25 protein-coding genes and 1 tRNA gene are annotated in these 21,502 nt (G+C 61.7%); 21 read left to right on the forward strand and 5 right to left on the reverse strand.

Annotated features, from left to right (window positions below; translation table 11 throughout):
• Positions 1-63 precede the first annotated feature (63 nt).
• A complete protein-coding gene (locus CAG29_RS04735) occupies positions 64-1,419 on the reverse strand; it encodes an OprD family porin (RefSeq protein ID WP_085580440.1) in 1,356 nt (451 codons plus the stop codon).
• An 878-nt stretch (positions 1,420-2,297) separates the two neighbouring features.
• On the opposite strand from CAG29_RS04735, the gene CAG29_RS04740 reads away from it, so the two are divergent.
• Positions 2,298-2,723: an HIT domain-containing protein gene (locus CAG29_RS04740; RefSeq protein WP_085580442.1), complete on the forward strand. Its 426-nt coding sequence runs from the start codon at positions 2,298-2,300 to the stop codon at positions 2,721-2,723.
• Between the two features lie 3 nt (positions 2,724-2,726).
• Entirely contained in the window at positions 2,727-2,933 is a 207-nt protein-coding gene (locus CAG29_RS04745) for a SlyX family protein (protein WP_085580444.1), read from the forward strand.
• 78 nt (positions 2,934-3,011) lie between these two features.
• On the opposite strand, the gene CAG29_RS28895 is transcribed toward CAG29_RS04745, so the two are convergent.
• Positions 3,012-3,614: a cold-shock protein gene (locus CAG29_RS28895; RefSeq protein ID WP_085629532.1), complete on the reverse strand. Its 603-nt coding sequence runs from the start codon at positions 3,612-3,614 to the stop codon at positions 3,012-3,014.
• Between the two features lie 309 nt (positions 3,615-3,923).
• On the opposite strand from CAG29_RS28895, the gene CAG29_RS04755 reads away from it, so the two are divergent.
• The 19 genes from CAG29_RS04755 (at position 3,924) to nadA (ending at position 19,015) form a co-directional block, all read left to right on the forward strand.
• A complete protein-coding gene (locus CAG29_RS04755; RefSeq protein ID WP_085580448.1) occupies positions 3,924-4,394 on the forward strand; it encodes a Dps family protein in 471 nt (156 codons plus the stop codon).
• A 183-nt stretch (positions 4,395-4,577) separates the two neighbouring features.
• Positions 4,578-4,922 carry a ribbon-helix-helix domain-containing protein gene (locus CAG29_RS04760; RefSeq protein ID WP_085580451.1) on the forward strand — a complete coding sequence of 115 codons (345 nt, stop codon included), beginning with the start codon at positions 4,578-4,580 and terminating at the stop codon, positions 4,920-4,922.
• Positions 4,923-5,041: 119 nt separating this feature from the next.
• Positions 5,042-5,263 carry an FmdB family zinc ribbon protein gene (locus CAG29_RS04765; protein WP_085580453.1) on the forward strand — a complete coding sequence of 74 codons (222 nt, stop codon included), beginning with the start codon at positions 5,042-5,044 and terminating at the stop codon, positions 5,261-5,263.
• A gap of 110 nt (positions 5,264-5,373) precedes the next feature.
• Positions 5,374-7,149: an aspartate--tRNA ligase gene (aspS, locus tag CAG29_RS04770; protein ID WP_085580455.1), complete on the forward strand. Its 1,776-nt coding sequence runs from the start codon at positions 5,374-5,376 to the stop codon at positions 7,147-7,149.
• Between the two features lie 136 nt (positions 7,150-7,285).
• A complete protein-coding gene (locus CAG29_RS04775) occupies positions 7,286-8,032 on the forward strand; it encodes a YebC/PmpR family DNA-binding transcriptional regulator (RefSeq protein WP_085580457.1) in 747 nt (248 codons plus the stop codon).
• A gap of 158 nt (positions 8,033-8,190) precedes the next feature.
• On the forward strand, positions 8,191-8,715 hold the full coding sequence (ruvC, locus tag CAG29_RS04780; protein ID WP_085580459.1) for a crossover junction endodeoxyribonuclease RuvC: 525 nt from the start codon (positions 8,191-8,193) through the stop codon (positions 8,713-8,715).
• Between the two features lie 114 nt (positions 8,716-8,829).
• The gene (gene ruvA / locus CAG29_RS04785) at positions 8,830-9,438 is read left to right on the forward strand and encodes a Holliday junction branch migration protein RuvA (protein ID WP_085580461.1); all 609 of its coding nucleotides are present in this window, start codon (positions 8,830-8,832) and stop codon (positions 9,436-9,438) included.
• A complete protein-coding gene (ruvB, locus tag CAG29_RS04790; protein ID WP_085580463.1) occupies positions 9,439-10,500 on the forward strand; it encodes a Holliday junction branch migration DNA helicase RuvB in 1,062 nt (353 codons plus the stop codon).
• A gap of 127 nt (positions 10,501-10,627) precedes the next feature.
• Entirely contained in the window at positions 10,628-11,095 is a 468-nt protein-coding gene (gene ybgC / locus CAG29_RS04795) for a tol-pal system-associated acyl-CoA thioesterase (protein WP_085580465.1), read from the forward strand.
• Positions 11,085-11,780 carry a protein TolQ gene (gene tolQ, locus CAG29_RS04800; RefSeq protein ID WP_085580467.1) on the forward strand — a complete coding sequence of 232 codons (696 nt, stop codon included), beginning with the start codon at positions 11,085-11,087 and terminating at the stop codon, positions 11,778-11,780. Before ybgC ends, tolQ begins: the two co-directional genes overlap by 11 nt.
• A gap of 23 nt (positions 11,781-11,803) precedes the next feature.
• Positions 11,804-12,256 carry a protein TolR gene (tolR, locus tag CAG29_RS04805; RefSeq protein WP_170929939.1) on the forward strand — a complete coding sequence of 151 codons (453 nt, stop codon included), beginning with the start codon at positions 11,804-11,806 and terminating at the stop codon, positions 12,254-12,256.
• Complete coding sequence (gene tolA / locus CAG29_RS04810; protein WP_085580472.1) at positions 12,256-13,335, forward strand: cell envelope integrity protein TolA; 1,080 nt, start codon at positions 12,256-12,258, stop codon at positions 13,333-13,335. The genes tolR and tolA overlap by 1 nt, the downstream gene beginning before the upstream one ends.
• A gap of 38 nt (positions 13,336-13,373) precedes the next feature.
• A complete protein-coding gene (gene tolB / locus CAG29_RS04815; protein ID WP_225927298.1) occupies positions 13,374-14,633 on the forward strand; it encodes a Tol-Pal system beta propeller repeat protein TolB in 1,260 nt (419 codons plus the stop codon).
• Positions 14,634-14,685: 52 nt separating this feature from the next.
• On the forward strand, positions 14,686-15,183 hold the full coding sequence (gene pal / locus CAG29_RS04820; RefSeq protein ID WP_003178634.1) for a peptidoglycan-associated lipoprotein Pal: 498 nt from the start codon (positions 14,686-14,688) through the stop codon (positions 15,181-15,183).
• A 6-nt stretch (positions 15,184-15,189) separates the two neighbouring features.
• Positions 15,190-16,023: a tol-pal system protein YbgF gene (gene ybgF, locus CAG29_RS04825; RefSeq protein ID WP_085580476.1), complete on the forward strand. Its 834-nt coding sequence runs from the start codon at positions 15,190-15,192 to the stop codon at positions 16,021-16,023.
• Positions 16,024-16,204: 181 nt separating this feature from the next.
• Positions 16,205-16,852 (forward strand): 7-carboxy-7-deazaguanine synthase QueE, encoded by a 648-nt coding sequence (queE, locus tag CAG29_RS04830; protein WP_085580478.1) that lies wholly within the window; start codon positions 16,205-16,207, stop codon positions 16,850-16,852.
• Position 16,853: 1 nt separating this feature from the next.
• Entirely contained in the window at positions 16,854-17,546 is a 693-nt protein-coding gene (queC, locus tag CAG29_RS04835; RefSeq protein WP_085629538.1) for a 7-cyano-7-deazaguanine synthase QueC, read from the forward strand.
• A 63-nt stretch (positions 17,547-17,609) separates the two neighbouring features.
• Positions 17,610-17,685 (forward strand) — tRNA-Lys (locus tag CAG29_RS04840).
• A 271-nt stretch (positions 17,686-17,956) separates the two neighbouring features.
• Positions 17,957-19,015 (forward strand): quinolinate synthase NadA, encoded by a 1,059-nt coding sequence (gene nadA, locus CAG29_RS04845; RefSeq protein WP_085629540.1) that lies wholly within the window; start codon positions 17,957-17,959, stop codon positions 19,013-19,015.
• 130 nt (positions 19,016-19,145) lie between these two features.
• On the opposite strand, the gene CAG29_RS04850 is transcribed toward nadA, so the two are convergent.
• The 3 genes from CAG29_RS04850 to gcvT all read right to left on the reverse strand — a co-directional run bounded on the left by CAG29_RS04850 (position 19,146) and on the right by gcvT (position 21,473).
• Positions 19,146-19,634 (reverse strand): RDD family protein, encoded by a 489-nt coding sequence (locus tag CAG29_RS04850; RefSeq protein ID WP_085580485.1) that lies wholly within the window; start codon positions 19,632-19,634, stop codon positions 19,146-19,148.
• A gap of 97 nt (positions 19,635-19,731) precedes the next feature.
• Positions 19,732-19,944, reverse strand: coding sequence for a cold-shock protein (locus CAG29_RS04855; protein WP_085580487.1), 213 nt, complete (start codon positions 19,942-19,944; stop codon positions 19,732-19,734).
• Positions 19,945-20,348: 404 nt separating this feature from the next.
• The gene (gene gcvT / locus CAG29_RS04860; RefSeq protein WP_085580489.1) at positions 20,349-21,473 is read right to left on the reverse strand and encodes a glycine cleavage system aminomethyltransferase GcvT; all 1,125 of its coding nucleotides are present in this window, start codon (positions 21,471-21,473) and stop codon (positions 20,349-20,351) included.
• Positions 21,474-21,502 lie beyond the last annotated feature (29 nt).

A 21,502-nucleotide genomic window follows, 5' to 3' on the forward strand; every position in this document is an offset into this window, starting at 1 on the left:
AATAAAAAAGGCCCATCGAGAGATGGGCCTTTTTGTTTGTTATCGCAAACTAACAGGATGCGATTACAGGAGCGACAGCGGGTAGTCGACGATCAGACGGAACTCTTTCACGTCGCCTTCGCCTTCGTCGGCGTTGGCGAAGTGCCAAGCTTGACGAATACGGAAGGACAGGTCTTTGGCTGGACCGGATTGAACAACGTACTTGGCTTCGAAGTTGGTTTCGTTGTGCTTGCCGTCTTCGCCGTACAGACCGGTGTAGGCGCTGCCTGCCGGAGTGTGGGTGCCGTCGATGTCCCAGCCTTTCACGTAACGGGTCATGAAGCTCAGGCCAGGTACGCCGTACTCGGCCATTTTCAGGTCGTAACGGATCTGTGCGGATTTCTCGCCAGGGGCGTTGAAGTCGGAGTACTGGATGGAGTTGGCGAGGAAGATCGAGTCGCCGCCACGGTTGGATGGACCGTGACCGCCTACGCCGATGTAGTCGAACGGAGTATCGCCATTGACCTTCTGGAATGCGAGGGTCACGGTGTGTGCTTTCAGGAACGAGTAAGCGGCGGCGAGGGAGAAAGCAGTGTTGCTGATGTCGCCTGCTTTGGCCTTGCCGGTGTCGGTGGTGCGGTAGATGTTACCGTCCAGGTTCAGCGACTGATCACCACCCATTGGGATGGTGTAGTTCAGGTTGGCGTAGTACTGGTTCCAGATGTCTTCCAGCTTGGCGCCATACAGCGAAGCGCTGAGGTTGTCGGTAATGCCGTACTTGCCGCCGAAGTAGTCGATGGAGTCAGCTTGTACGCCGGCATAGGTTGCCCACAGTTCGCCATCACGGGCGTTCTTGTCCTGGCTGGTAGCCGAGTAGAAGTGACCGGCTTCGAGATCAAGGTCTTTGATTTCGCTGCTCTGCAGCTGAAGGCCGCTGGCGGTTTGAGGCAGGATGCGGGAGCCGCCGACAGCGAAGACCGGAGCGGTGCTAGGCTGCATGTCGCCGACTTTCAGCTCGGTTTTGGAAATGCGGAACTTGACGGCAGCGCCGGCTTTGCCCTGGCTGTCGTTGGCGTGGCGGATGCCGTTGGCGTCAGGAAGGTTGTCACGGCTCATGTTGCCGGAACCGCTGGTGCCGTCGCCGCCATCGAGTTTGATGGCCAGGTAGCCGAATGCATCGATGCCGACGCCTACGGTGCCTTGAGTGTAACCGGAACTGAAGTTGCCCCAGAGACCTTGAGTCCAGTCTTTCTGGTCACGTCCACCGTCTTTGTTGTCACGGTTGAAGTAATAGTTGCGAATCAGCAAATCAGCTTTCGCGCCTTCAACGAAGCCTTTGGCTTCTGCCTGGTCACTAACAAACGGTGCGGCCGTAGCCAACTGAGAACCGGCAGCTGCAGCAACTGCCAGTGCGATCATGCTCCACTTCATCACGCGCATCGTGATTTGCTCCTTTGGTTTTAGAAGAGTACTGCCGTCCCACCGGTTTTATTATCTGGGCGGCTCTTTCTTTTTGTGTCGGCGCAAACTTATATCACGCCGACCATGTTGGCGATACTTGCGCATCCAACCTTTCAGCTTCTTTACGACCCTGTCGCAATCGGCTTCGTAGATGTCGCAAATTTACAGTCCGAATGCAATGGGACTGGCAACTTCAGCACTGTTTTACAGGGCTTGAGCATCGGTAAAAAAGAGTCCCTTGGCAAAACGCTTGAATCTCCATCGGGCAACCCTGCCACTGTTTTTTTTGGCCTTGGGGTAACCACTTCCCGTGGCGTGCCCATAGACCATATGAGTACGAATGCAACAAGCGTGCACAAACCGCATTTCTGATGCGGATATTTTTCAAAACGCCCGCCTGCCGCTGTGAAAACCTTGTAAATACGGGCGTTCAAGCGCGTGTTTCAGCGGGCTTGACGCCATTCCTCCTATGGTGTTGCCACGGCCGTTTCGGCCCGCGACAACCAAAAACGTTACCGGTTCACCCCGCCAGTGAGTATTCGGCGGATGCCCGAAGCAATGAGCGTAGACCCACTGTGCGGTTTTGGTGCAAAAAATTTTGGGGCCGTACCGGATTCATGCCGTTCAGCCCTGAACGCGGCTGCATTCTCCCGCCGTCCGGTTGCCTTGCGCGTCGCTTGCTGGTGCAAGGAAAGCGCAAATGCCGCATCTCGGGGCAGCGCAGCCGTCCCCCGATGCCGCGTCGTTCGCCGTGAAGGATCGGGCATTCGCAGGTATGCTGCCGTCCGGTCGCTTGGCGCGCCGCCCCCGGGACGGGCCGCTAAGCTGAATAATGTGATCAGCCGGGAGTGCGCGCAGTGTTTGCTTTAGATTCACGACTTCAACAGGACACCCTGACGATCGGCGACTTCCCGCTCTGCCGCTTGCTGCTGTCCAACGACTCCAACTATCCGTGGTTCATCCTGGTGCCACGCCGCGAAGATATCAGCGAGTTGTTTCAGTTGGATGTCGCCGACCAGCAACGGCTGTGGCAGGAAACCACCGCCCTGGCCGAGGTGCTCAAGGATTCGTTCGATGCCGACAAGCTCAATGTCGCGACGCTGGGCAATGTCGTCAGCCAACTGCACATGCACGTGATCGTGCGCAAGCGTGACGACGCCGCCTGGCCGGCGCCGGTCTGGGGCAAGCACCCGGCCAAGCCTTACGAGGCGGCGCAGGTGACGGCCATCCGCGAGCGGCTGCGCCTGGTGCTGGGCGATGAATTCACGTTTCTGGAGGCCTGAGCCATGAGCCTTGAACAACGGGTTACCGATCTGGAAAGCCGTCTGGCGTTTCAGGACGACACCATCCAGGCGCTGAACGATGTGCTGGTGGAGCAGCAGCGGGTGGTCGAGCGCCTGCAATTGCAGATGGCCGCGCTGCTCAAGCGTCAGGAAGAGCTGGTCGGCCAGATCGGCTCCTTCGAAGAGGATGCGCCGCCGCCCCACTATTGAGCGTCGCCGACTTTTCGGCGGGCAATAAAAAACCGCGGGCAGCCTTGGCTGTCCGCGGTTTTTTTTTCAGGCTTCGGATCAGCGGCGGGGCAGGGCTGCGATCACGTCCTCGGCTTGCAGGCCTTTGTCGCGGTTCATCACCGAGAACTCCACGCGCTGGCCTTCGACCAGGACACGGTGGCCTTCACCGCGGATGGCCCGGAAGTGGACGAAGATATCGTCGCCGGAATCCCGGGAGATGAAGCCGAAGCCCTTGGAGGTGTTGAACCACTTCACCGTGCCGGTATCGCGGTTGCTCATGTCGTAGCTCGGCGCTGCGGCGGCCGGCGAGGACTTGTGGAAGCCGACGGCCAAGTGCAGCGCCACGGCGACCAGGGCGATGGCCAGGCTGAACAGCACGGCCGGCTGGCCGGCGATGACCGGCATCGGCGCGATCAGCGTCAGGGTCTGCAGGACCACGGTCAGCAGCAGCAACGCGCTGGCCAGGTTTTGCAGGTGTTGGCGAGGGCCCTTGTTCCATTGCGGGATCACAGGCGCCAGCACCAGGTTCAGCAGGCCGAAAAGGGCCAGGTACAGGGCATCGGGCTGTTGCAGGTAAGGTACGGCTTCGGACCTCAGGCTGGGTATGAAGGACAGCAGCAAGGCTGCTGCGCCCATTAGCAGGTGGACGATTTTCAACATTTTTATTGACTCACGTTATGACGGCTCACAAGGAAGAGCTGAAGGCGCACGGTTCGCTTCGAAACGATGAAGAGGCGTTGGACACGCGCACGGCATCAGCCTATGCGCAACGCCCGGAAAACGGGGCGTAGCGACACACTGCCTATTTAACAGCAAAGATTGCGGGTTCTCAAACCGGCCCGGCCAATGGCGGGCGGCCGGACGTTTTGCCGCAGCCTGCGCCGGGATGCAGGGCTGCGGGGCATCGCCGGGCTTGCTAGAGTGGGTCTGCACCTGCTGGATGAACTCAATCGCCGTTAGGGGGTAAGCATGGCCATCGATATCGGTATCAGTGAAGCAGACCGCAAATCCATCGTCGACGGGTTGTCCCGGCTGCTGTCGGACACCTACGTGCTGTATCTGAAGACCCACAACTTCCATTGGAACGTCACCGGCCCCATGTTCCGCACGCTGCACCTGATGTTCGAGGAGCAGTACAACGAACTGGCCCTGGCCGTCGATCTGATCGCCGAGCGCATCCGCGCCCTGGGCTTCCCGGCGCCGGGGGCCTATTCGACCTACGCCAGGCTGTCCTCGATCAAGGAAGAGGAAGGCGTGCCGAGCGCCGAAGACATGATCCGGCAACTGGTTGCCGGGCAAGAGGCCGTGACCCGCACCGCCCGCGGCATTTTCCCGCTGCTGGACAAGGTCAGCGACGAGCCTACCGCGGACCTGCTGACTCAGCGCATGCAGGTGCATGAGAAGACCGCGTGGATGCTCCGCGCACTGCTCGAGGCCTGACCGGGCGGCGCGGACGCTTGCGCCGGGCGTTCGCGCCGGTCTGCTGTTTCTGACTTTTTCCGTTGGCTTATCCTACGGCGACGGTCAAATAGTCATCTGGATATAACTTTGCGGCTGCGTTTCTATGAGGGGGCAGAGATTGTCCCTGGCAAAACGTAGAGATGGCAAAGGAGTGTCAACGATATGGCAGATGGAGACAGGCGAAGCGACAGGACGGTCGCCGCGCAGGGGAAGCTGAAGGTCGACCCGTTTGACGACGGCCTCGACATGGCATTGATCAGGCCGTTGTCCCGGTCCGTGCGTCTGAACGGATTCGCGACGTGCCTGAGGCTGGAGCAGGTCTACTGGAACATTCTCGGCGGCATGGCGCAGGACAACGCATGTTCGGTCAATGCGCTGCTCTCCCATGTGGACCGGGAAGTGCATCTGCGGCACGGCGGCGTGAAGAACTTCAGCGCGCTGGTGCGGGTGGTGTGCGTGATGCGCGGGCTCAAGGCCCCGACGGGCGCAGCATCGCCCCCGTGTTGAGAGGCTGATCCGCCCTGTGCAGTCTACGGCTGCACAGGGCGAATTTAATGGCTATAATCCCGCCCTTTCGCCGCACGGCCCTGCATGCGGCGGCAACCTGTTCGCCGAGACACCCCGCCATGCCGATGTACGATTACCAATGTGCTTCCTGTGGTCATCAGTTGGAAGCCATTCAGAAGATCAGTGACGCACCGCTGGTCGATTGCCCGGCCTGTCAGGCGCCGGCACTCAAGAAGCTGCTGTCCATGCCCGGTTTCCGCCTGAGTGGCAGCGGTTGGTACGAAACCGATTTCAAGACCGGCGCGAAGAAGAATCTGGCCGGTGGCGACAAATCTGACTAGGGTTTAGGGCCTGGGTCGAACGACACGCGCGAGTTTCCGGCGTCGGCACACCGCTTGGGTGCGGCAGGATCTCCACCGAATTTCGAATTACGAGAAGCGAAACCACTACCATGATGCGCAGCCATTATTGCGGCCAACTGAACGAAAGCCTGGAAGGCCAGGAAGTTACCCTTTGCGGATGGGTTCACCGTCGCCGCGACCACGGCGGGGTGATCTTCCTCGATATCCGTGATCGTGAGGGCCTGGCCCAGGTGGTCTTCGACCCGGACCGCGCCGAGACCTTCGCCGCCGCCGACCGCGTGCGCAGCGAATACGTGGTCAAGATCACCGGCAAGGTGCGCCTGCGTCCGGCCGGCGCCGGCAACGCGAACATGGCTTCGGGCATGATCGAAGTGCTGGGCTACGAGCTGGAAGTGCTGAATGAGGCGGAAACCCCGCCGTTCCCGCTCAACGAATACTCCGACGTCGGCGAAGAGACCCGCCTGCGTTACCGCTTCATCGACCTGCGCCGCCCGGAAATGGCCGAGAAGCTGCGTCTGCGTTCGCGCATGACCACCAGCATCCGCCGCTACCTGGACGAGAACGGCTTCCTGGACGTCGAGACGCCGATCCTGACCCGCGCGACGCCGGAAGGCGCCCGTGACTACCTGGTGCCGAGCCGTACCCACGCCGGTTCGTTCTTCGCGCTGCCGCAATCGCCTCAGCTGTTCAAGCAACTGCTGATGGTGGCCGGCTTCGACCGCTACTACCAGATCGCCAAGTGCTTCCGCGACGAAGACCTGCGCGCCGACCGTCAGCCGGAATTCACCCAGATCGACATCGAGACCAGCTTCCTCGATGAAAAGGACATCATGGGCCTGACCGAAGGCATGATCCGCGCCCTGTTCAAGGAAGTGCTGGGTCTGGAGTTCGGCGAGTTCCCGCACATGACCTTCGAAGAGGCCATGCGCCGCTACGGTTCCGACAAGCCTGACCTGCGTATTCCGCTGGAACTGGTGGACGTTGCCGATCAGCTCAAGGACGTGGAATTCAAGGTGTTCAGCGGCCCGGCCAACGATCCGAAATGCCGTATCGCCGCGCTGCGCGTCCCTGGCGGGGCGAGCATGCCGCGCAAGCAGATCGACGACTACACCAAGTTCGTCGGCATCTACGGCGCCAAGGGCCTGGCGTACATCAAGGTCAACGAGCGCGCCGCCGGTGTCGATGGCCTGCAGTCGCCGATCGTCAAGAACATCCCTGAAGCCAACCTGAACGTGATCCTCGATCGCGTCGGCGCGGTCGACGGCGACATCGTGTTCTTCGGTGCCGACAAGGCCAAGATCGTCAGCGAAGCCCTGGGCGCGCTGCGCATCAAGCTGGGCCACGACCTGAACCTGCTGACCTGCGAGTGGGCGCCGATGTGGGTCGTCGACTTCCCGATGTTCGAAGAGAACGACGACGGCAGCTTCACCGCGCTGCACCACCCGTTCACCGCGCCGAAGTGCACGCCGGAGGAGCTGGAGGCCAACCCGGCCACCGCGCTGTCCCGCGCCTACGACATGGTCCTGAACGGCACCGAGCTGGGCGGCGGTTCGATCCGTATCCACCGCAAGGAAATGCAACAGGCGGTGTTCCGCCTGCTGGGCATCAACGAAGCGGAACAGGAAGAGAAGTTCGGCTTCCTGCTCGACGCGCTGAAGTACGGTGCGCCGCCGCACGGTGGCCTGGCCTTCGGCCTGGACCGTCTGGTGATGCTGATGACCGGCGCCCAGTCGATCCGCGAAGTGATCGCCTTCCCGAAAACCCAGAGCGCGGCGTGCGTCATGACGCAGGCGCCGGGTCTGGTGGACGCCAAGGCGCTGCGCGAACTGCACATCCGTTTGCGCGAAACGCCAAAGGCTGAGTAAGACGGGCCTGAAGGCGCATCTTCGGATGCGCCTTTTTTCATTCTGCAAGGACTGGAAAACAGGTCGAAATTTTTGTTTGCCGGCCGGCGCGGCTTCGCGGGGCGGGCAATGTGTCAAAGAGAATTCGGAGCGAGATATGGCAGGTCATTCCAAGTGGGCGAACATCAAGCACCGCAAAGAACGCCAGGATGCCAAACGAGGCAAGATCTTCACCAAGTGGATCCGTGAGCTGACCGTGGCGGCCAAGCAGGGCGGCGGCGACCCGGGCTCCAACCCGCGTCTGCGCCTGGCCCTGGACAAGGCCCTGGGCGCGAACATGAGTCGCGACATCATCGATCGCGCTGTCGCCCGCGGCGCAGGCGCCACCGAGGCCGACAATGTCGAAGAGCTGACCTACGAAGGCTACGGCCCGGGCGGCGTGGCGGTGATGGTCGAGTGCATGACCGACAACCGCAACCGCACCGCAGCGGCCGTGCGCCATGCGTTCAGCAAGTGCGGCGGCAACCTCGGCACCGACGGTTCGGTGGCGTACCTGTTCGAGCGCAAGGGCCAGATCAGCTTCGCGCCGGGCGTCGACGAAGATGCCCTGACGGAAGCGGCGCTGGAAGCCGACGCCGATGACGTCGTCGCCCATGAGGACGGTTCCATCGAGGTGTTCACCTCGTTCTCCGGGTTCTATGCCGTGAAGAACGCGCTGGAGGCCGCCGGCTTCAAGGGCGACGACGCGGAAATCGTCATGCAGCCGACCACCAGCGCCGAGCTGGACCTGGAAGGCGCGGAGAAGGTGCTCAAGCTGATCGACATGCTCGAGGACCTGGACGACGTGCAGAACGTCTACTCCAACGCCGACATCCCGGAAGATGTGGCCGCCCAACTCAACTGAAGTCCTGCATTGAGCCCTGTGGGAGCTGGCTTGCCAGCGATGGCGTCGGCGCATCAAGCATTGATGTCGCCTGACACAACGTCATCGCCGGCAAGCCGGCTCCCGCATTCGTAATGCGTTATCTTGAATTTCGTGGATTTTTCGAACCCGCAGGCGTTATGACTTTAATCCTTGGAATCGACCCCGGCTCGCGCATCACCGGTTACGGCGTGGTCCGCGACACCGGACGCGGCTGCGTGTACGTGGCCTCCGGCTGCATCCGCACCGGCGGCGGCGAGCTGCACGAACGGCTGCAGATCGTTTACCGCGGTGTGCGGGAGATCATCCAGACCTACGGCCCCGTGACCATGGGCATCGAAAAGGTGTTCATGGCGCGCAACGCCGACTCGGCGCTGAAGCTGGGCCAGGCCCGGGGCGCGGCGATCGTGGCCGGCGCCGAGGAAAGCCTGGAGATCGCCGAGTACACGGCGACCCAGGTCAAGCAGGCGGTGGTCGGCACCGGTGCGGCGAACAAGGAGCAGGTGCAGATGATGGTCATGCACATGCTCAAGCTCACCAGCAAACCGCAGATCGACGCCTCGGACGCCCTGGCCATCGCCATTTGCCATGCGCACACCCGTGCCAGCCTGCTGCCCCACGGGTTGGGGGCGGCACGCAGTCGTGGCGGGCGCCTGCGTCTCTGATAGCATCAGCAGTCAATTTTCCGGAATGGGGGCCGAGCGCCCGGGCCGTCGGCCCGCCTCCCCGGTTCCGGCCCCCGCCAGCCATGGGCTGGCCAACGCTCAAGGATCTGAAACGTGATTGGACGCTTGCGCGGCACCCTGGCTGAAAAGCAGCCGCCGCACCTGATTCTGGATGTAAACGGCCTCGGGTATGAGCTGGAAGTGCCCATGACCACCCTCTATCGCCTGCCGTCGGTCGGTGAACCGCTGACCTTGCACACCCATTTGGTCGTTCGCGAGGACGCGCAGTTACTCTATGGCTTTGCCGGCAAGCGTGAGCGAGACTTTTTCCGCGAGCTGATCCGTCTCAATGGTGTCGGCCCGAAACTGGCCCTGGCCCTGATGTCGAGCCTGGAGGTGGACGAGCTGATCCGCTGCGTGCAGTCCCAGGACACCTCGGCCCTGACCAAGGTGCCGGGCGTGGGCAAGAAGACCGCCGAGCGTCTGCTGGTCGAGCTCAAGGACCGCTTCAAGGCCTGGGAGACCGTGCCGGCGATGTTTGCGCTGGTGCCGAACCAGCCGGACGGCCCGGCGCCGGTCAACCACGCCGAGAACGACGCGGTCAGCGCGCTGATTTCCCTGGGCTACAAGCCGCAGGAGGCGAGCAAGGCGATTTCCGCGATCAAGGAGAAAGGCTTGAGCAGTGAAGACATGATCCGACGCGCCCTGAAGGGAATGATTTAAGTGATTGAAGCTGATCGTCTGATCGCCGCCACGCACAGTCCGCGTGAGCGCGAAGAAGTCCAGGATCGGGCGATTCGCCCCGTCAGTCTGGCCGACTACATCGGCCAGCCGACCGTGCGCGAGCAAATGGAGCTGTTCATCCAGGCCGCGCGCGGGCGCAGCGAGTCCCTGGACCACACGTTGATCTTCGGCCCGCCGGGATTGGGCAAGACCACCCTGGCCAACATCATCGCCCAGGAAATGGGCGTGTCGATCAAGAGCACCTCCGGGCCTGTGCTCGAACGGCCGGGGGACCTGGCGGCCCTGTTGACCAACCTTGAGCCGCACGATGTGCTGTTCATCGACGAAATCCATCGTCTGTCGCCGATCGTCGAGGAAGTGCTGTATCCAGCCATGGAAGACTTCCAGCTCGACATCATGATCGGCGAAGGGCCGGCGGCGCGTTCGATCAAGCTCGACCTGCCGCCGTTCACCCTGGTGGGCGCAACCACGCGGGCGGGCATGCTGACCAACCCGTTGCGCGACCGTTTCGGGATCGTCCAGCGCCTGGAGTTCTACAGCACGGCGGACCTGGCGACCATCGTCAGCCGTTCGGCCGGCATCCTGGGCTTGCCGCTGGATTCGGACGGGGCGTTCGAAGTGGCCCGCCGCGCCCGCGGCACGCCGCGGATCGCCAACCGGCTGCTGCGCCGGGTGCGGGACTTCGCCGAAGTGCGGGCCAAGGGGCACATCACCAAGGCCGTCGCCGATCTGGCGCTGAACCTGCTGGATGTCGACGAGCATGGCTTCGACCACCAGGATCGGCGGCTGCTGCTGACCATGATCGAGAAGTTCGACGGCGGACCGGTGGGGATCGACAGCCTGGCGGCGGCCATCAGCGAGGAACGTCACACCATCGAGGACGTGCTGGAGCCTTACCTGATCCAGCAGGGCTACATCATGCGCACGCCGCGGGGCAGGGTGGTGACCCGGCATGCGTACCTGCACTTCGGCCTGAATATTCCGTCGCGGATGGGCGAAACCCCCGTGGCAGACGAGTTTCTCGATGCCCTGGACGATTGATACACATCGTGTGGCGATTTATTCCGCATTTGCGCTGTCCGAGGACGGTACTTTTGCGGTGAAGCCACCGTTCAACGAAAAACAGTTGCCTGCCCCGATTGGCAACCCGAGGAGTAAGCACTAGAGTATGCGCGCGCAAAACGGGCTTGAGCCGTTCGCACATCGTTGTCGCGTTTATTACGAGGACACCGATGCCGGCGGCATCGTGTATTACGTTAATTACCTCAAGTTTATGGAACGGGCTCGAACCGAGCGGCTCCGGACGCTGGGCTTCGCCCAGTCGGCGCTGGCCGGGGAGGACCTGTTGTTCGTCGTGCATTCCAGCGAAGCGCGCTACCACGCGCCGGCGCGACTGGACGACGAGCTTCTGGTAAGCGCTGATGTAATCGAATTGAACCGCGCCAGCCTGCGCTTCAGACAGCAAGTCAGGCGGGCGACGGATAATGCGCTGCTCTGCGAGGGGCAGTTTCTGGTGGCCTGTGTGCGCACTAACAGTTTGAAACCCCGGGCCCTTCCCGATGACCTGCGTGCGGCCTTCGCCGACGCGGTCGGCACGGGTACACACTCAAAGCAGGAGATAAAGCGTGGAAGCTAACGTCGTCGACCATTCCTCCATGTGGAGCCTGGTCAGCAATGCCAGCATCGTGGTGCAGTTGGTAATGTTGACCCTGGTGGCCGCATCGGTGACCTCATGGATCATGATCTTTCAGCGCAGCAACCTGCTGCGCGCCGGTCGACGCGCCCTGGAGACCTTCGAGGAGCGCTTCTGGTCGGGCATCGACCTGTCCAAGCTGTACCGCCAGGCCGGCAGCAACCCGGATCCGGACTCGGGCGTGGAGCAGATCTTCCGTGCCGGCTTCAAGGAATTCTCCCGCCTGCGCCAGCAGCCCGGCGTCGACCCTGAGGCGGTGATGGAAGGCGTGGCCCGTGCCATGCGTGTGGCGATCTCCCGCGAAGAAGAGAAACTGGAGCAGAGCCTGCCGTTCCTCGCCACCGTCGGTTCCGTCAGCCCGTACATCGGCCTGTTCGGCACCGTCTGGGGGATCATGAACTCCTTCCGCGGCCTGGCCAGCGCCCAGCAGGCGACCCTCGCCACCGTGGCCCCCGGCATCGCCGAGGCCCTGGTCGCCACCGCGATCGGCCTGTTCGCCGCGATCCCGGCGGTCATCGCCTACAACCGCTTCTCCGCCCGCAGCGAAACCTTGCTGGGCCGCTACTACACCTTCGCCGATGAGTTCCAGGCGATCCTGCACCGCAAAGTGCACACCAGCGAAGACTGAGCAGGTAAATCCCAATGGCTTTAATCACTCGAGCCCGACACAAGCGCAAGCCGGTCGCCGAGATGAACGTGGTGCCTTACATCGACGTGATGCTGGTGCTGCTGGTCATCTTCATGGTGACTGCGCCGATGCTCAATCAGGGCGTGAAGGTGGATCTGCCGAAGGTATCCAGCGATGCCTTGCCGCAGGACAACAACACCCAGGTGCTGACCATTTCCATCAAGGCCGACAAGACCTACTACTGGAACCTGGGCAGCGAAGTGGACACCGAGAAGCAGCAGGACCGCGCCATGACCCTGCCGCAGATGACGGATGCGGTGACCAAGATCATCCGTGCCGGCAACGAAGGCGGCAAGCACACCCAGGTCTTCATCCGCGGCGACAAGTCCGTGGACTACGGCGCCGTCATGGGCGCCATGGGCGGGCTGCAGAAAGCCGGGGTCGGTAACGTTGGCTTGATCACCGAGGCCCCCTGATGCAGGCACAGCGAGAGCCGTCAGCCTCGGAAAGCTACTTCTGGCCCAGCGTCTGGGCAATCGGCTTGCACGTGCTGGTGTTCGGCATGCTGTTCGTCAGTTTTGCCCTGACGCCTGAGCTGCCGCCGGCCAAGCCGATCGTCCAGGCGACCTTGTACCAGCTGAAATCGAAAAGTCAGGCGACCACCCAGACCAATCAGAAGATTGCGGGTGAGGCGAAGAAATCCGCCGCACGCCAGACCGAAGTCGAGCAGATGGAGCAGAAAAAGGTCGAGCAGGAAGCGGTGAAGGCCGCGGAACAAAAGAAAGAAGAAGCGGCTCAAAAGGCCGAGGAAGCCAAGAAGGCCGACGAGGCGAAGAAAGCGGAAGAGGCGAAGAAGGCTGACGAAGCCAAGAAGGCCGACGACGCGAAGAAAGCCGCCGAAGCCAAGAAGGCAGAAGAGAAACAATTGGCTGATATAGCCAAGAAGAAAGCTGAAGAAGAAGCCAAGAAGGCTGCTGAAGAAGAGGCCAAGAAAGCGGCCGCTGAAGAAGCCAAGAAGAAGATCGTCGAAGACGCGAAGAAGAAAGCCGCCGAAGACGCCAAGAAGAAAGCTGAAGCTGAAGAGGCGAAGAAGAAAGTCGCCGAAGAAGCGAAGAAGAAAGCTGCCGCCGACGCTGCGAAGAAGAAAGCGCAGGACGCCGCGCGCAAGTCTGCCGAAGACAAGAAGGCCCAGGCCTTGGCAGATCTGCTTTCCGACACGCCGCAGCGCCAGCAGGCCTTGGCCGATGAGCAGGGCGACGAAGTCGCGGGCAGTTTCGATGACCTGATTCGTGCGCGGGCAGCGGAAGGCTGGGCCCGTCCGCCTTCGGCACGCAAAGGCATGACGGTTGTGCTGCAGATCGGCATGTTGCCGGACGGCACCGTGACCACGGTCAGCGTGGCCAAGTCCAGCGGCGACGGTCCGTTCGACGCTTCGGCGGTGGCGGCGGTCAAGAACATTGGACGATTGACGGAAATGCAGGGAATGAAGGCGAGCGATTTCGCTCCGTATCGTTCCTTCAAGATGACATTCACACCTGAGGATCTAGCCTTGTGAGAAACCTTCTTCGAGGATTGCTGATCGCGGTCTGCTGCATGGCAGGGATCGCGATGGCGGATGAAAAGAACATTCTGGTCACCAGCGGCAGCGATCGGGCGACCCCGATCGCCGTCGTGCCGTTCGGTTTCCAGGGCGGTGCCGTCCTGCCGGACGACATGGCTGAAATCATTGGTAACGATTTGCGCAACTCGGGCTACTACTCGCCGATTCCGAAGCAAAACATGATCAGCCAGCCAAGCCAGCCGAGCGAAATCATCTTCCGTGACTGGAAGGCGGTGGGCGCCCAGTACATGATGGTCGGCAGCATCGTTCCGGCGGGCGGTCGCCTGCAGGTGCAATGGGCGCTGTTCAACGTCGCCACCGAGCAGAAAGTGGCCGACGGCAGCGTTTCCGGCACCACCGAGCAGCTGCGCGACATGGCGCACTACATCTCCGACCAGTCGTTCGAGAAGCTCACCGGCATCAAGGGCGCGTTCTCGACCCGTCTGCTGTACGTGACGGCCGAACGCTTCTCCGAGAAGAACACCCGCTACACCCTGCAGCGTTCGGACTACGACGGTGCCCGTGCCGTGACCCTTCTGCAATCGCGTGAGCCGATCCTGTCGCCGCGTTTCGCTCCGGACGGCAAGCGCATCGCCTACGTGTCGTTCGAGCAGAAGCGTCCGCGGATCTTCGTGCAGAACATCGACACCGGCCGCCGCGAGCAGATCACCAACTTCGAAGGCCTGAACGGCGCGCCGGCCTGGTCGCCTGACGGCAATCGCCTGGCGTTCGTGCTGTCCAAGGACGGCAACCCGGACATCTACGTGATGAACCTCGGTTCGCGCCAGATCACCCGCGTCACCGCAGGTCCCGGCATCAACACCGAGCCGTACTGGGGCAAGGATGGCTCGACCATCTACTTCACCTCCGACCGTGGCGGCAAGCCGCAGATCTACAAGACCAGCGCCGGTGGCGGCGGTGCCGAGCGCGTGACGTTCGTGGGCAACTACAACGCCAACCCGAAACTGTCGGCCGACGAAAAGACCCTGGTGATGATCCATCGTCAGGACGGTTTCACCAATTTCAAAGTGGCGGCCCAGGATCTTCAGCGCGGAAGCGTAAAAATCCTCACTGATAGCACTCTGGACGAGTCGCCTACTGTTGCGCCCAACGGCACCATGGTAATCTACGCCACCCGCCAGCAGGGCCGGGGAGTCTTGATGCTCGTGTCCATTAACGGACGCGTGAGGCTCCCGCTTCCTACCGCTCAAGGCGAAGTCAGAGAACCGTCCTGGTCCCCTTACCTGAACTGACGCGGCGCTTTACGTTTTACTTAACACACTGGGGTTCATTAGGAGTTTCACGATGGAAATGCTGAAGTTTGGTAAATTTGCTGCGCTGGCTCTGGCCATGGCCGTAGCTGTAGGTTGCTCGTCCAAGGGCGGCGACAACGCCGGTGAAGGCGCTGTCGATCCAAACGCTGGCTACGGTGCAAACACCGGCGCCGTTGACGGTTCCCTGAGCGAAGAAGCTGCTCTGCGCGCAATCACCACCTTCTACTTCGAATACGACAGCTCGGACCTGAAGCCAGAAGCCATGCGCGCTCTGGACGTTCACGCCAAAGACCTGAAAGCAAACGGCGCTCGCGTTGTTCTGGAAGGCAACACCGACGAACGTGGTACTCGTGAGTACAACATGGCACTGGGCGAGCGTCGTGCGAAAGCCGTTCAGCGCTACCTGGTACTGCAAGGTGTTTCCCCAGCTCAGCTGGAACTGGTTTCCTACGGCGAAGAGCGTCCAGTTGCCACCGGCAACGACGAGCAGTCCTGGGCTCAAAACCGTCGCGTCGAACTGCGTAAGTAATTCGATATGCGAACGTGCCGTCGTGCTGTAACTGTCCTGGCTCTCAGCCTCGCGCCGCTTGCGGCGTGGGCTGCGGTTCCTGTGGTCGATGACAACTCCGGTTACAACAGTAGCGGGAGCAGTTATCCGCCTGCGGGTTACGGTACGAACGGCGCCTATGCCGGGGGAGCGGCTACGGCCCCTGCCTCGGCACAAGGCATGCTGTTCAACCAACTGCAACAGATGCAGGATCAGATTTCGCGCCAGCAAGGCGTGATCGAAGAACTGCAGAATCAGGTTGCGCGCATGAAGCAGGAATCCCTGGAGCGATACCAGGATCTTGATCGGCGCATAGGATCCGGCGTTGCACCTGCCGCGACTCCTGAGAATTCTTCCGCCGGCGGCGATGCAAGTGCTGCCGCCGGTGCTGCTGCGGGTGCCGGGGCTGCTGCCCAGGCGCCTGCGGCCAGCAGCGAACCCGGTGATCCGGCCAAGGAAAAGCTGTATTACGATGCCGCTTTCGACCTGATCAAGGCCAAGGACTTCGACAAGGCCAGCCAGGCCTTCGCCGCGTTCCTGCGCAAGTACCCGAACAGCCAATACGCGGGCAACGCCCAGTACTGGCTGGGTGAAGTGAACCTGGCGAAGGGCGACCTGCAAGGCGCAGGTCAGGCGTTCGCCAAGGTTTCGCAGCTGTACCCCAAGCACGCCAAGGTGCCGGACTCGCTGTACAAGCTGGCTGACGTGGAGCGCCGACTGGGTCACACCGACAAGGTCAAAGGCATTCTGCAGCAGGTGGTTGCCCAATACCCGGGCACGTCCGCTGCTCAGCTGGCCCAACGCGATCTGCAGCGCATGTAAGGCTGCTGCCTGGGAAAGCGTTACCCGTTCAGAAGAAACCCGCGCCTGTCGCGGGTTTTTTCGTTAGAATTCACGCCCTTTTTTCATGAAACACGCTTTTGGCGATCTGCGCGTTGGCGGGGTGGCCTGAAGTGCCTGACGGAGGCGGACAGCCTGTTTAGCTGTTACGCCCGTGGCGACTATGCAAGACACATTGAGAATCACCGAAGTTTTCTACTCGTTGCAGGGGGAAACGCGGACTGCCGGGCTGCCCACGGTTTTCGTGCGCCTGACCGGATGCCCTCTGCGTTGCCAGTACTGCGACAGCGCCTACGCCTTCAGCGGCGGCACCCTGCGCACCCTCGACGACATCGCCGAGCAGGTGGCCGGCTTCCGTCCACGCTATGTCTGCGTGACGGGCGGCGAGCCCCTGGCGCAGCCCAATGCCATTCCTTTGCTCAAGCGATTGTGTGACGCCGGTTACGAGGTCTCGCTGGAAACCAGCGGCGCCCTCGACATTTCGGCCGTCGATCCGCGGGTCAGCCGTGTGCTGGACCTGAAGACGCCGGGCTCGAAAGAGGCCCACCGCAACCGCTACGAAAACATCGAACTGCTGACGTCCAACGACCAGGTGAAATTCGTCATCTGTTCGCGGGAGGACTACGACTGGGCGGTCTCCAAGCTGATCCAGTACGGCCTCGACCGCCGTGCCGGCGAAGTGCTGTTTTCCCCCAGCCACCATGACCTGAACGCACGGGACCTGGCGGACTGGATCGTGGCGGACAACCTGCCGGTACGCCTGCAGTTGCAGTTGCACAAATATCTTTGGAACGACGAGCCGGGGCGCTGAGATGACTGAACAACTGAACACCACTGAAAAACGCGCGGTCATTCTGCTGTCCGGTGGCCTGGACTCCGCGACCGTCGTGGCGATGGCCCGTGCAGAGGGCTACAGCTGCTACACCATGAGCTTCGACTACGGTCAGCGCTCCCACGCCGAATTGCATGCTGCCGCTCGGGTGGCTCGTGACCTGGGCGTGATCGAGCATAAGGTGATCGGCCTGAACCTGAACGGCATGGGCGGTTCGGCGCTGACCGACAGCAGCATCGACATTCCGGAGGAGCTGGGCGAGGGCATTCCGGTGACTTACGTGCCGGCGCGCAACACCGTGTTCCTGTCGTTGGCATTGGGTTGGGCGGAAGTGCTCGGGGCTCGCGATATCTTCATCGGCGTCAACGCGGTGGACTATTCCGGTTACCCGGACTGCCGTCCCGAGTTCATCGAATCGTTCGAGCGCATGGCCAATCTCGCGACCAAGGCTGGCGTGGAAGGCAACGGTTTCCGCATCCAGGCACCGCTGCAGAACCTGAGCAAGGCACAGATCGTTCAGGCCGGTGTGAAGCTGGGCGTGAATTACGGGCTGACCGTTTCCTGCTATCAGGCTGACGATGAGGGCCGTGCGTGCGGCAAGTGCGACAGCTGCCGCCTGCGCGCAGACGGCTTCGCAGCGGCCGGAATCAGCGATCCAACCCCTTATTTTTGATTTTTTTCAAATTAGGTGTTGAATAGTCCTTAAAAATCAGTATTATACGCGCCACAACGAAGCGGGTCGTTAGCTCAGTTGGTAGAGCAGTTGGCTTTTAACCAATTGGTCGTAGGTTCGAATCCTACACGACCCACCATTTTCGAAATTTCAAAAAGTCTGGAAGGCCCACGCAAGTGAGGATTTCCGGATTTTTTTTTGCCTGCGATTCGGGCATGCCCGACCCGGTGCCGACCTGCCGTGACGCAGGTCAGAATCATCTTTTGCATCAACGGGATATTCTGTAGCCTTGCGCAGCTTCAATGCTGTCCGTGCCTGATGACACTCACTCTCCCGGCGGTGCCCTCAAGTGGTCCGGAGCCGGGTGTATACTCGACTTTCGCGCGAATGCGCCTGCAGGTCTTGCGAACATGACGCAGATTTCCGAACGCCTTCTGGTTCAAGCCCACCTCGATGCCAAGCAGCCCAAGCCGCTGACGGTCGAGGAAGAGGCTCACTACCGTTCCGCCATCGCCGCCGAGCTCAAGGCTCAGGACGCCGTGCTGGTTGCCCACTTCTATTGCGATCCGGTCATCCAGGCCCTGGCCGAAGAGACCGGCGGCTGCGTGTCCGATTCCCTGGAGATGGCCCGCTTCGGCAATGCCCACCCGGCCAAGACCGTGGTGGTGGCCGGCGTGAAGTTCATGGGCGAGACCGCCAAGATCCTTAACCCGGAAAAGCGCGTGCTGATGCCGACGCTGGACGCCACCTGCTCCCTGGATCTGGGGTGCCCGGTGGATGAGTTCTCGGCGTTCTGCGACCAGCACCCGGAGCGCACGGTGGTGGTGTACGCCAACACGTCGGCGGCGGTGAAGGCGCGGGCCGACTGGGTGGTGACGTCCAGCTGCGCGCTGGAGATCGTCGAGAGCCTGATGGACAACGGCGAGACCATCATCTGGGGCCCGGACAAGCACCTGGGCACCTACATCCAGCGCCAGACCGGCGCCGACATGCTGCTGTGGGACGGTGCCTGCATCGTTCACGAAGAGTTCAAGGCCAAGCAGCTCGAAGACATGAAGGCGCTGTACCCGGACGCGGCCATTCTGGTGCACCCGGAATCGCCGACGTCGGTCATCGAGCTGGCGGACGCCGTCGGTTCCACCAGCCAGTTGATCGCCGCGGCCAAGACGCTGCCGCACAAGACCCTGATCGTCGCCACCGACCGCGGCATCTTCTACAAGATGCAGCAGGTGTGCCCGGACAAGGTCTTCATCGAGGCGCCTACCGCCGGCAACGGCGCCGCCTGCCGCAGCTGCGCGCATTGCCCGTGGATGGCCATGAACACGCTTGAGCGCACGCTCAAGTGCCTTAAAGAGGGCACCGGCGAGATCTTTGTCGACCCGGCGCTGATTCCGCAGGCGATCCGCCCGCTCAAGCGCATGCTGGACTTCACCCAGGCGGCGCGCATGAAGCTGGCCGGCAACGCCTGAAACCTGAGTTCCGGCCCACGATGTAGGAGCGAGCCTGCTCGCGATTACGGTATGTCAGTCAAATAATCCATCGACTGACGCACCGCCATCGCGAGCAGGCTCGCTCCTGCAGTCGTTTCTGCGCCAAGGATCACTTGGCCTTTTTCGGGATCCGCACCACGCGGGTATCGGAATAGATGTCGTGCCAGGTGCGCTTTTGCTTGTCGAACAGCGACCAGAAGAACCCCAGCCCCAGGCACAGCCACGACGCCATCGACACCATGAAGCGCAGCAGCGCCTGCCACAGGCTGATGGCGGTGCCGTCGGCGTTCTGCACGCGGATGCCCCACACCTGCATGCCTAGGGTCTGGCCGGCGTGGGTCCAGAACTTGGCGAAGAAGCCGAACAGCACCAGCAACAGCACGGTGGAATAGAGGGGATCGCCGTCCAGCTGGCCGGCATCGGTCATCACCCGCAGGCGTTCCTCGCCGATGAGGGCGGCCTGGATCATCTTGTAGATGCCGCCGGTGACGATCAGCAGGGCGGTGCAGAGCAGGAAGTCATAGAACATCGCTGCCAGGCGACGGCCCAGGCCGACGGCGGGAAAGTCGCCCTGGGGGGAGAGCAGGTGTTTCGACATGGCAGCCTCTGGACGGAAAATGAAGCGCCATTTTACGGATTCGCGCGCACAAAAAAGCCCCTGATATCAATATCAGGGGCTTTTTCGTTACAGAAGATCAGCCTTCTGCGATGACTTCATCAGCCTGCATGCCTTTCTGGCCTTGCACGGCAACGAAGGTCACTTTCTGGCCTTCTTTCAGGCTCTTGAAGCCGCTGCCCTGGATGGCGCGGAAATGCACGAACAGATCCGGACCGCTTTCTGGAGTGATAAAACCAAAACCTTTCTCGTCGTTAAACCACTTGACGGTGCCGCTCTGACGTGTGGACATTTCTTATTTCCTTTGACGCAAAAATTGATGACAGTCTCTTTCTCATGAAAGAGTACTGGGGCTGGTTGCAGGAGAGTAAGAAGACGTCGAACGGGATGTAGCTAACTTGTAGGCTACTGCCCAGGTCACGATTCCAAGCTGACCCATGCAAACACAGTGGGCAAACTCTACGCCAACTACGGGAGGAAAAACAAGCCCTGTGAAGCCCCCGGTTTTCCTGAGCTTGCCGCCACTTACCGGTACGCGGGCGCAGGCTTAGACGATTGCGTTGTTCAATTGTTTTCGATCGTTATAAGCCAAGTTCATATTCGAATCGGCTGTTAAATCAATGCACTGTTTTATGGCGATTGCGTTACACATTAGTGCACGCATAACGCAATCGCGTTACTTATAGAAACAGTCAATCAGCCGCGATAGTAGCGTTGTGGAACAAATGGCATTTTGCTTACAAGCATTGGCACCTTTTTCCCACGCACGATGGCCCAGACCGGCGTGTCGAGGGTGACATAGGCGCTGTCGAGGTAACCCATCGCCACCGGCCCGCCCAGGGTCGGGCCGAAACCGCCGCTGCACACGCTGCCGATGATTTCGCCCGCTTCATTGACGATTTCCGCGCCTTCGCGCACCGGCGTGCGCTCCTGGGGCAGCAGGCCGACGCGTTTGCGTGCCACGCCGTTCTGCTGCTGGGTGAACACGTTGTCCGCGCCCGGGAAGCCGCCGGCCCGTGCGCCGTCGGCACGGCGGGGCTTGGAGATGGCCCACAGCAGGCTGGCTTCGATGGGGGTAGTGTCGGTGTTCATGTCGTGGCCGTACAGGCACAGACCGGCTTCCAGGCGCAGCGAATCGCGGGCGCCGAGGCCGATGGCCTGGACTTCCGGTTCGGCCAGCAAGGCGCGGGCGAGCTTTTCCGCGTCGGCGGCCGGCACCGAGATTTCATAGCCGTCCTCACCGGTGTAGCCCGAACGGCTGACGAAGCAGTCCACGCCCAGCAGGTTCACGCGGGTGAACTGCATGAAGGTCATTTTCGCCACCTCCGGCGCCAGGCGCGCCAGCACGGTCACCGCCGCCGGGCCTTGCAAGGCGAGGAGCGCACGCTCCTCGAACAGCGCCTCAATGGTGCATTGGCCGCCGATGTGTTTTTGCAGGTGGGCCAGGTCCTGATCCTTGCAGGCGGCGTTGACCACCAGGAACAGTTCGTCGTTGCCCAGGTTGGCCACCATCAGGTCGTCCAGGATGCCGCCGGTTTCGTTGGTGAACATCGCATAGCGCTGCATGCCCACCGGCAGGTCGATGATGTCCACCGGCACCAGGCTCTCCAGGGCCTTGGCGGCGCCGGCGCCGGTCAGGCGGATCTGGCCCATGTGCGAGACATCGAACAGGCCGGCCTGTTCACGGGTGTGCTGGTGTTCCTTCATCACGCCCAGCGGGTACTGCACCGGCATGTCGTAGCCGGCGAACGGCACCATGCGGGCGCCGAGTTCCAGGTGCAGGGCGTGGAGCGGGGTTTTCGACAATTGTTCGGTGGACATCTTCAACTCCTTGGAAGGTGGGCTGCTGC

This window comes from Pseudomonas sp. B7(2017) (assembly GCF_002112745.1).
Taxonomy (GTDB): Bacteria; Pseudomonadota; Gammaproteobacteria; order Pseudomonadales; family Pseudomonadaceae; genus Aquipseudomonas; species Aquipseudomonas ekonensis.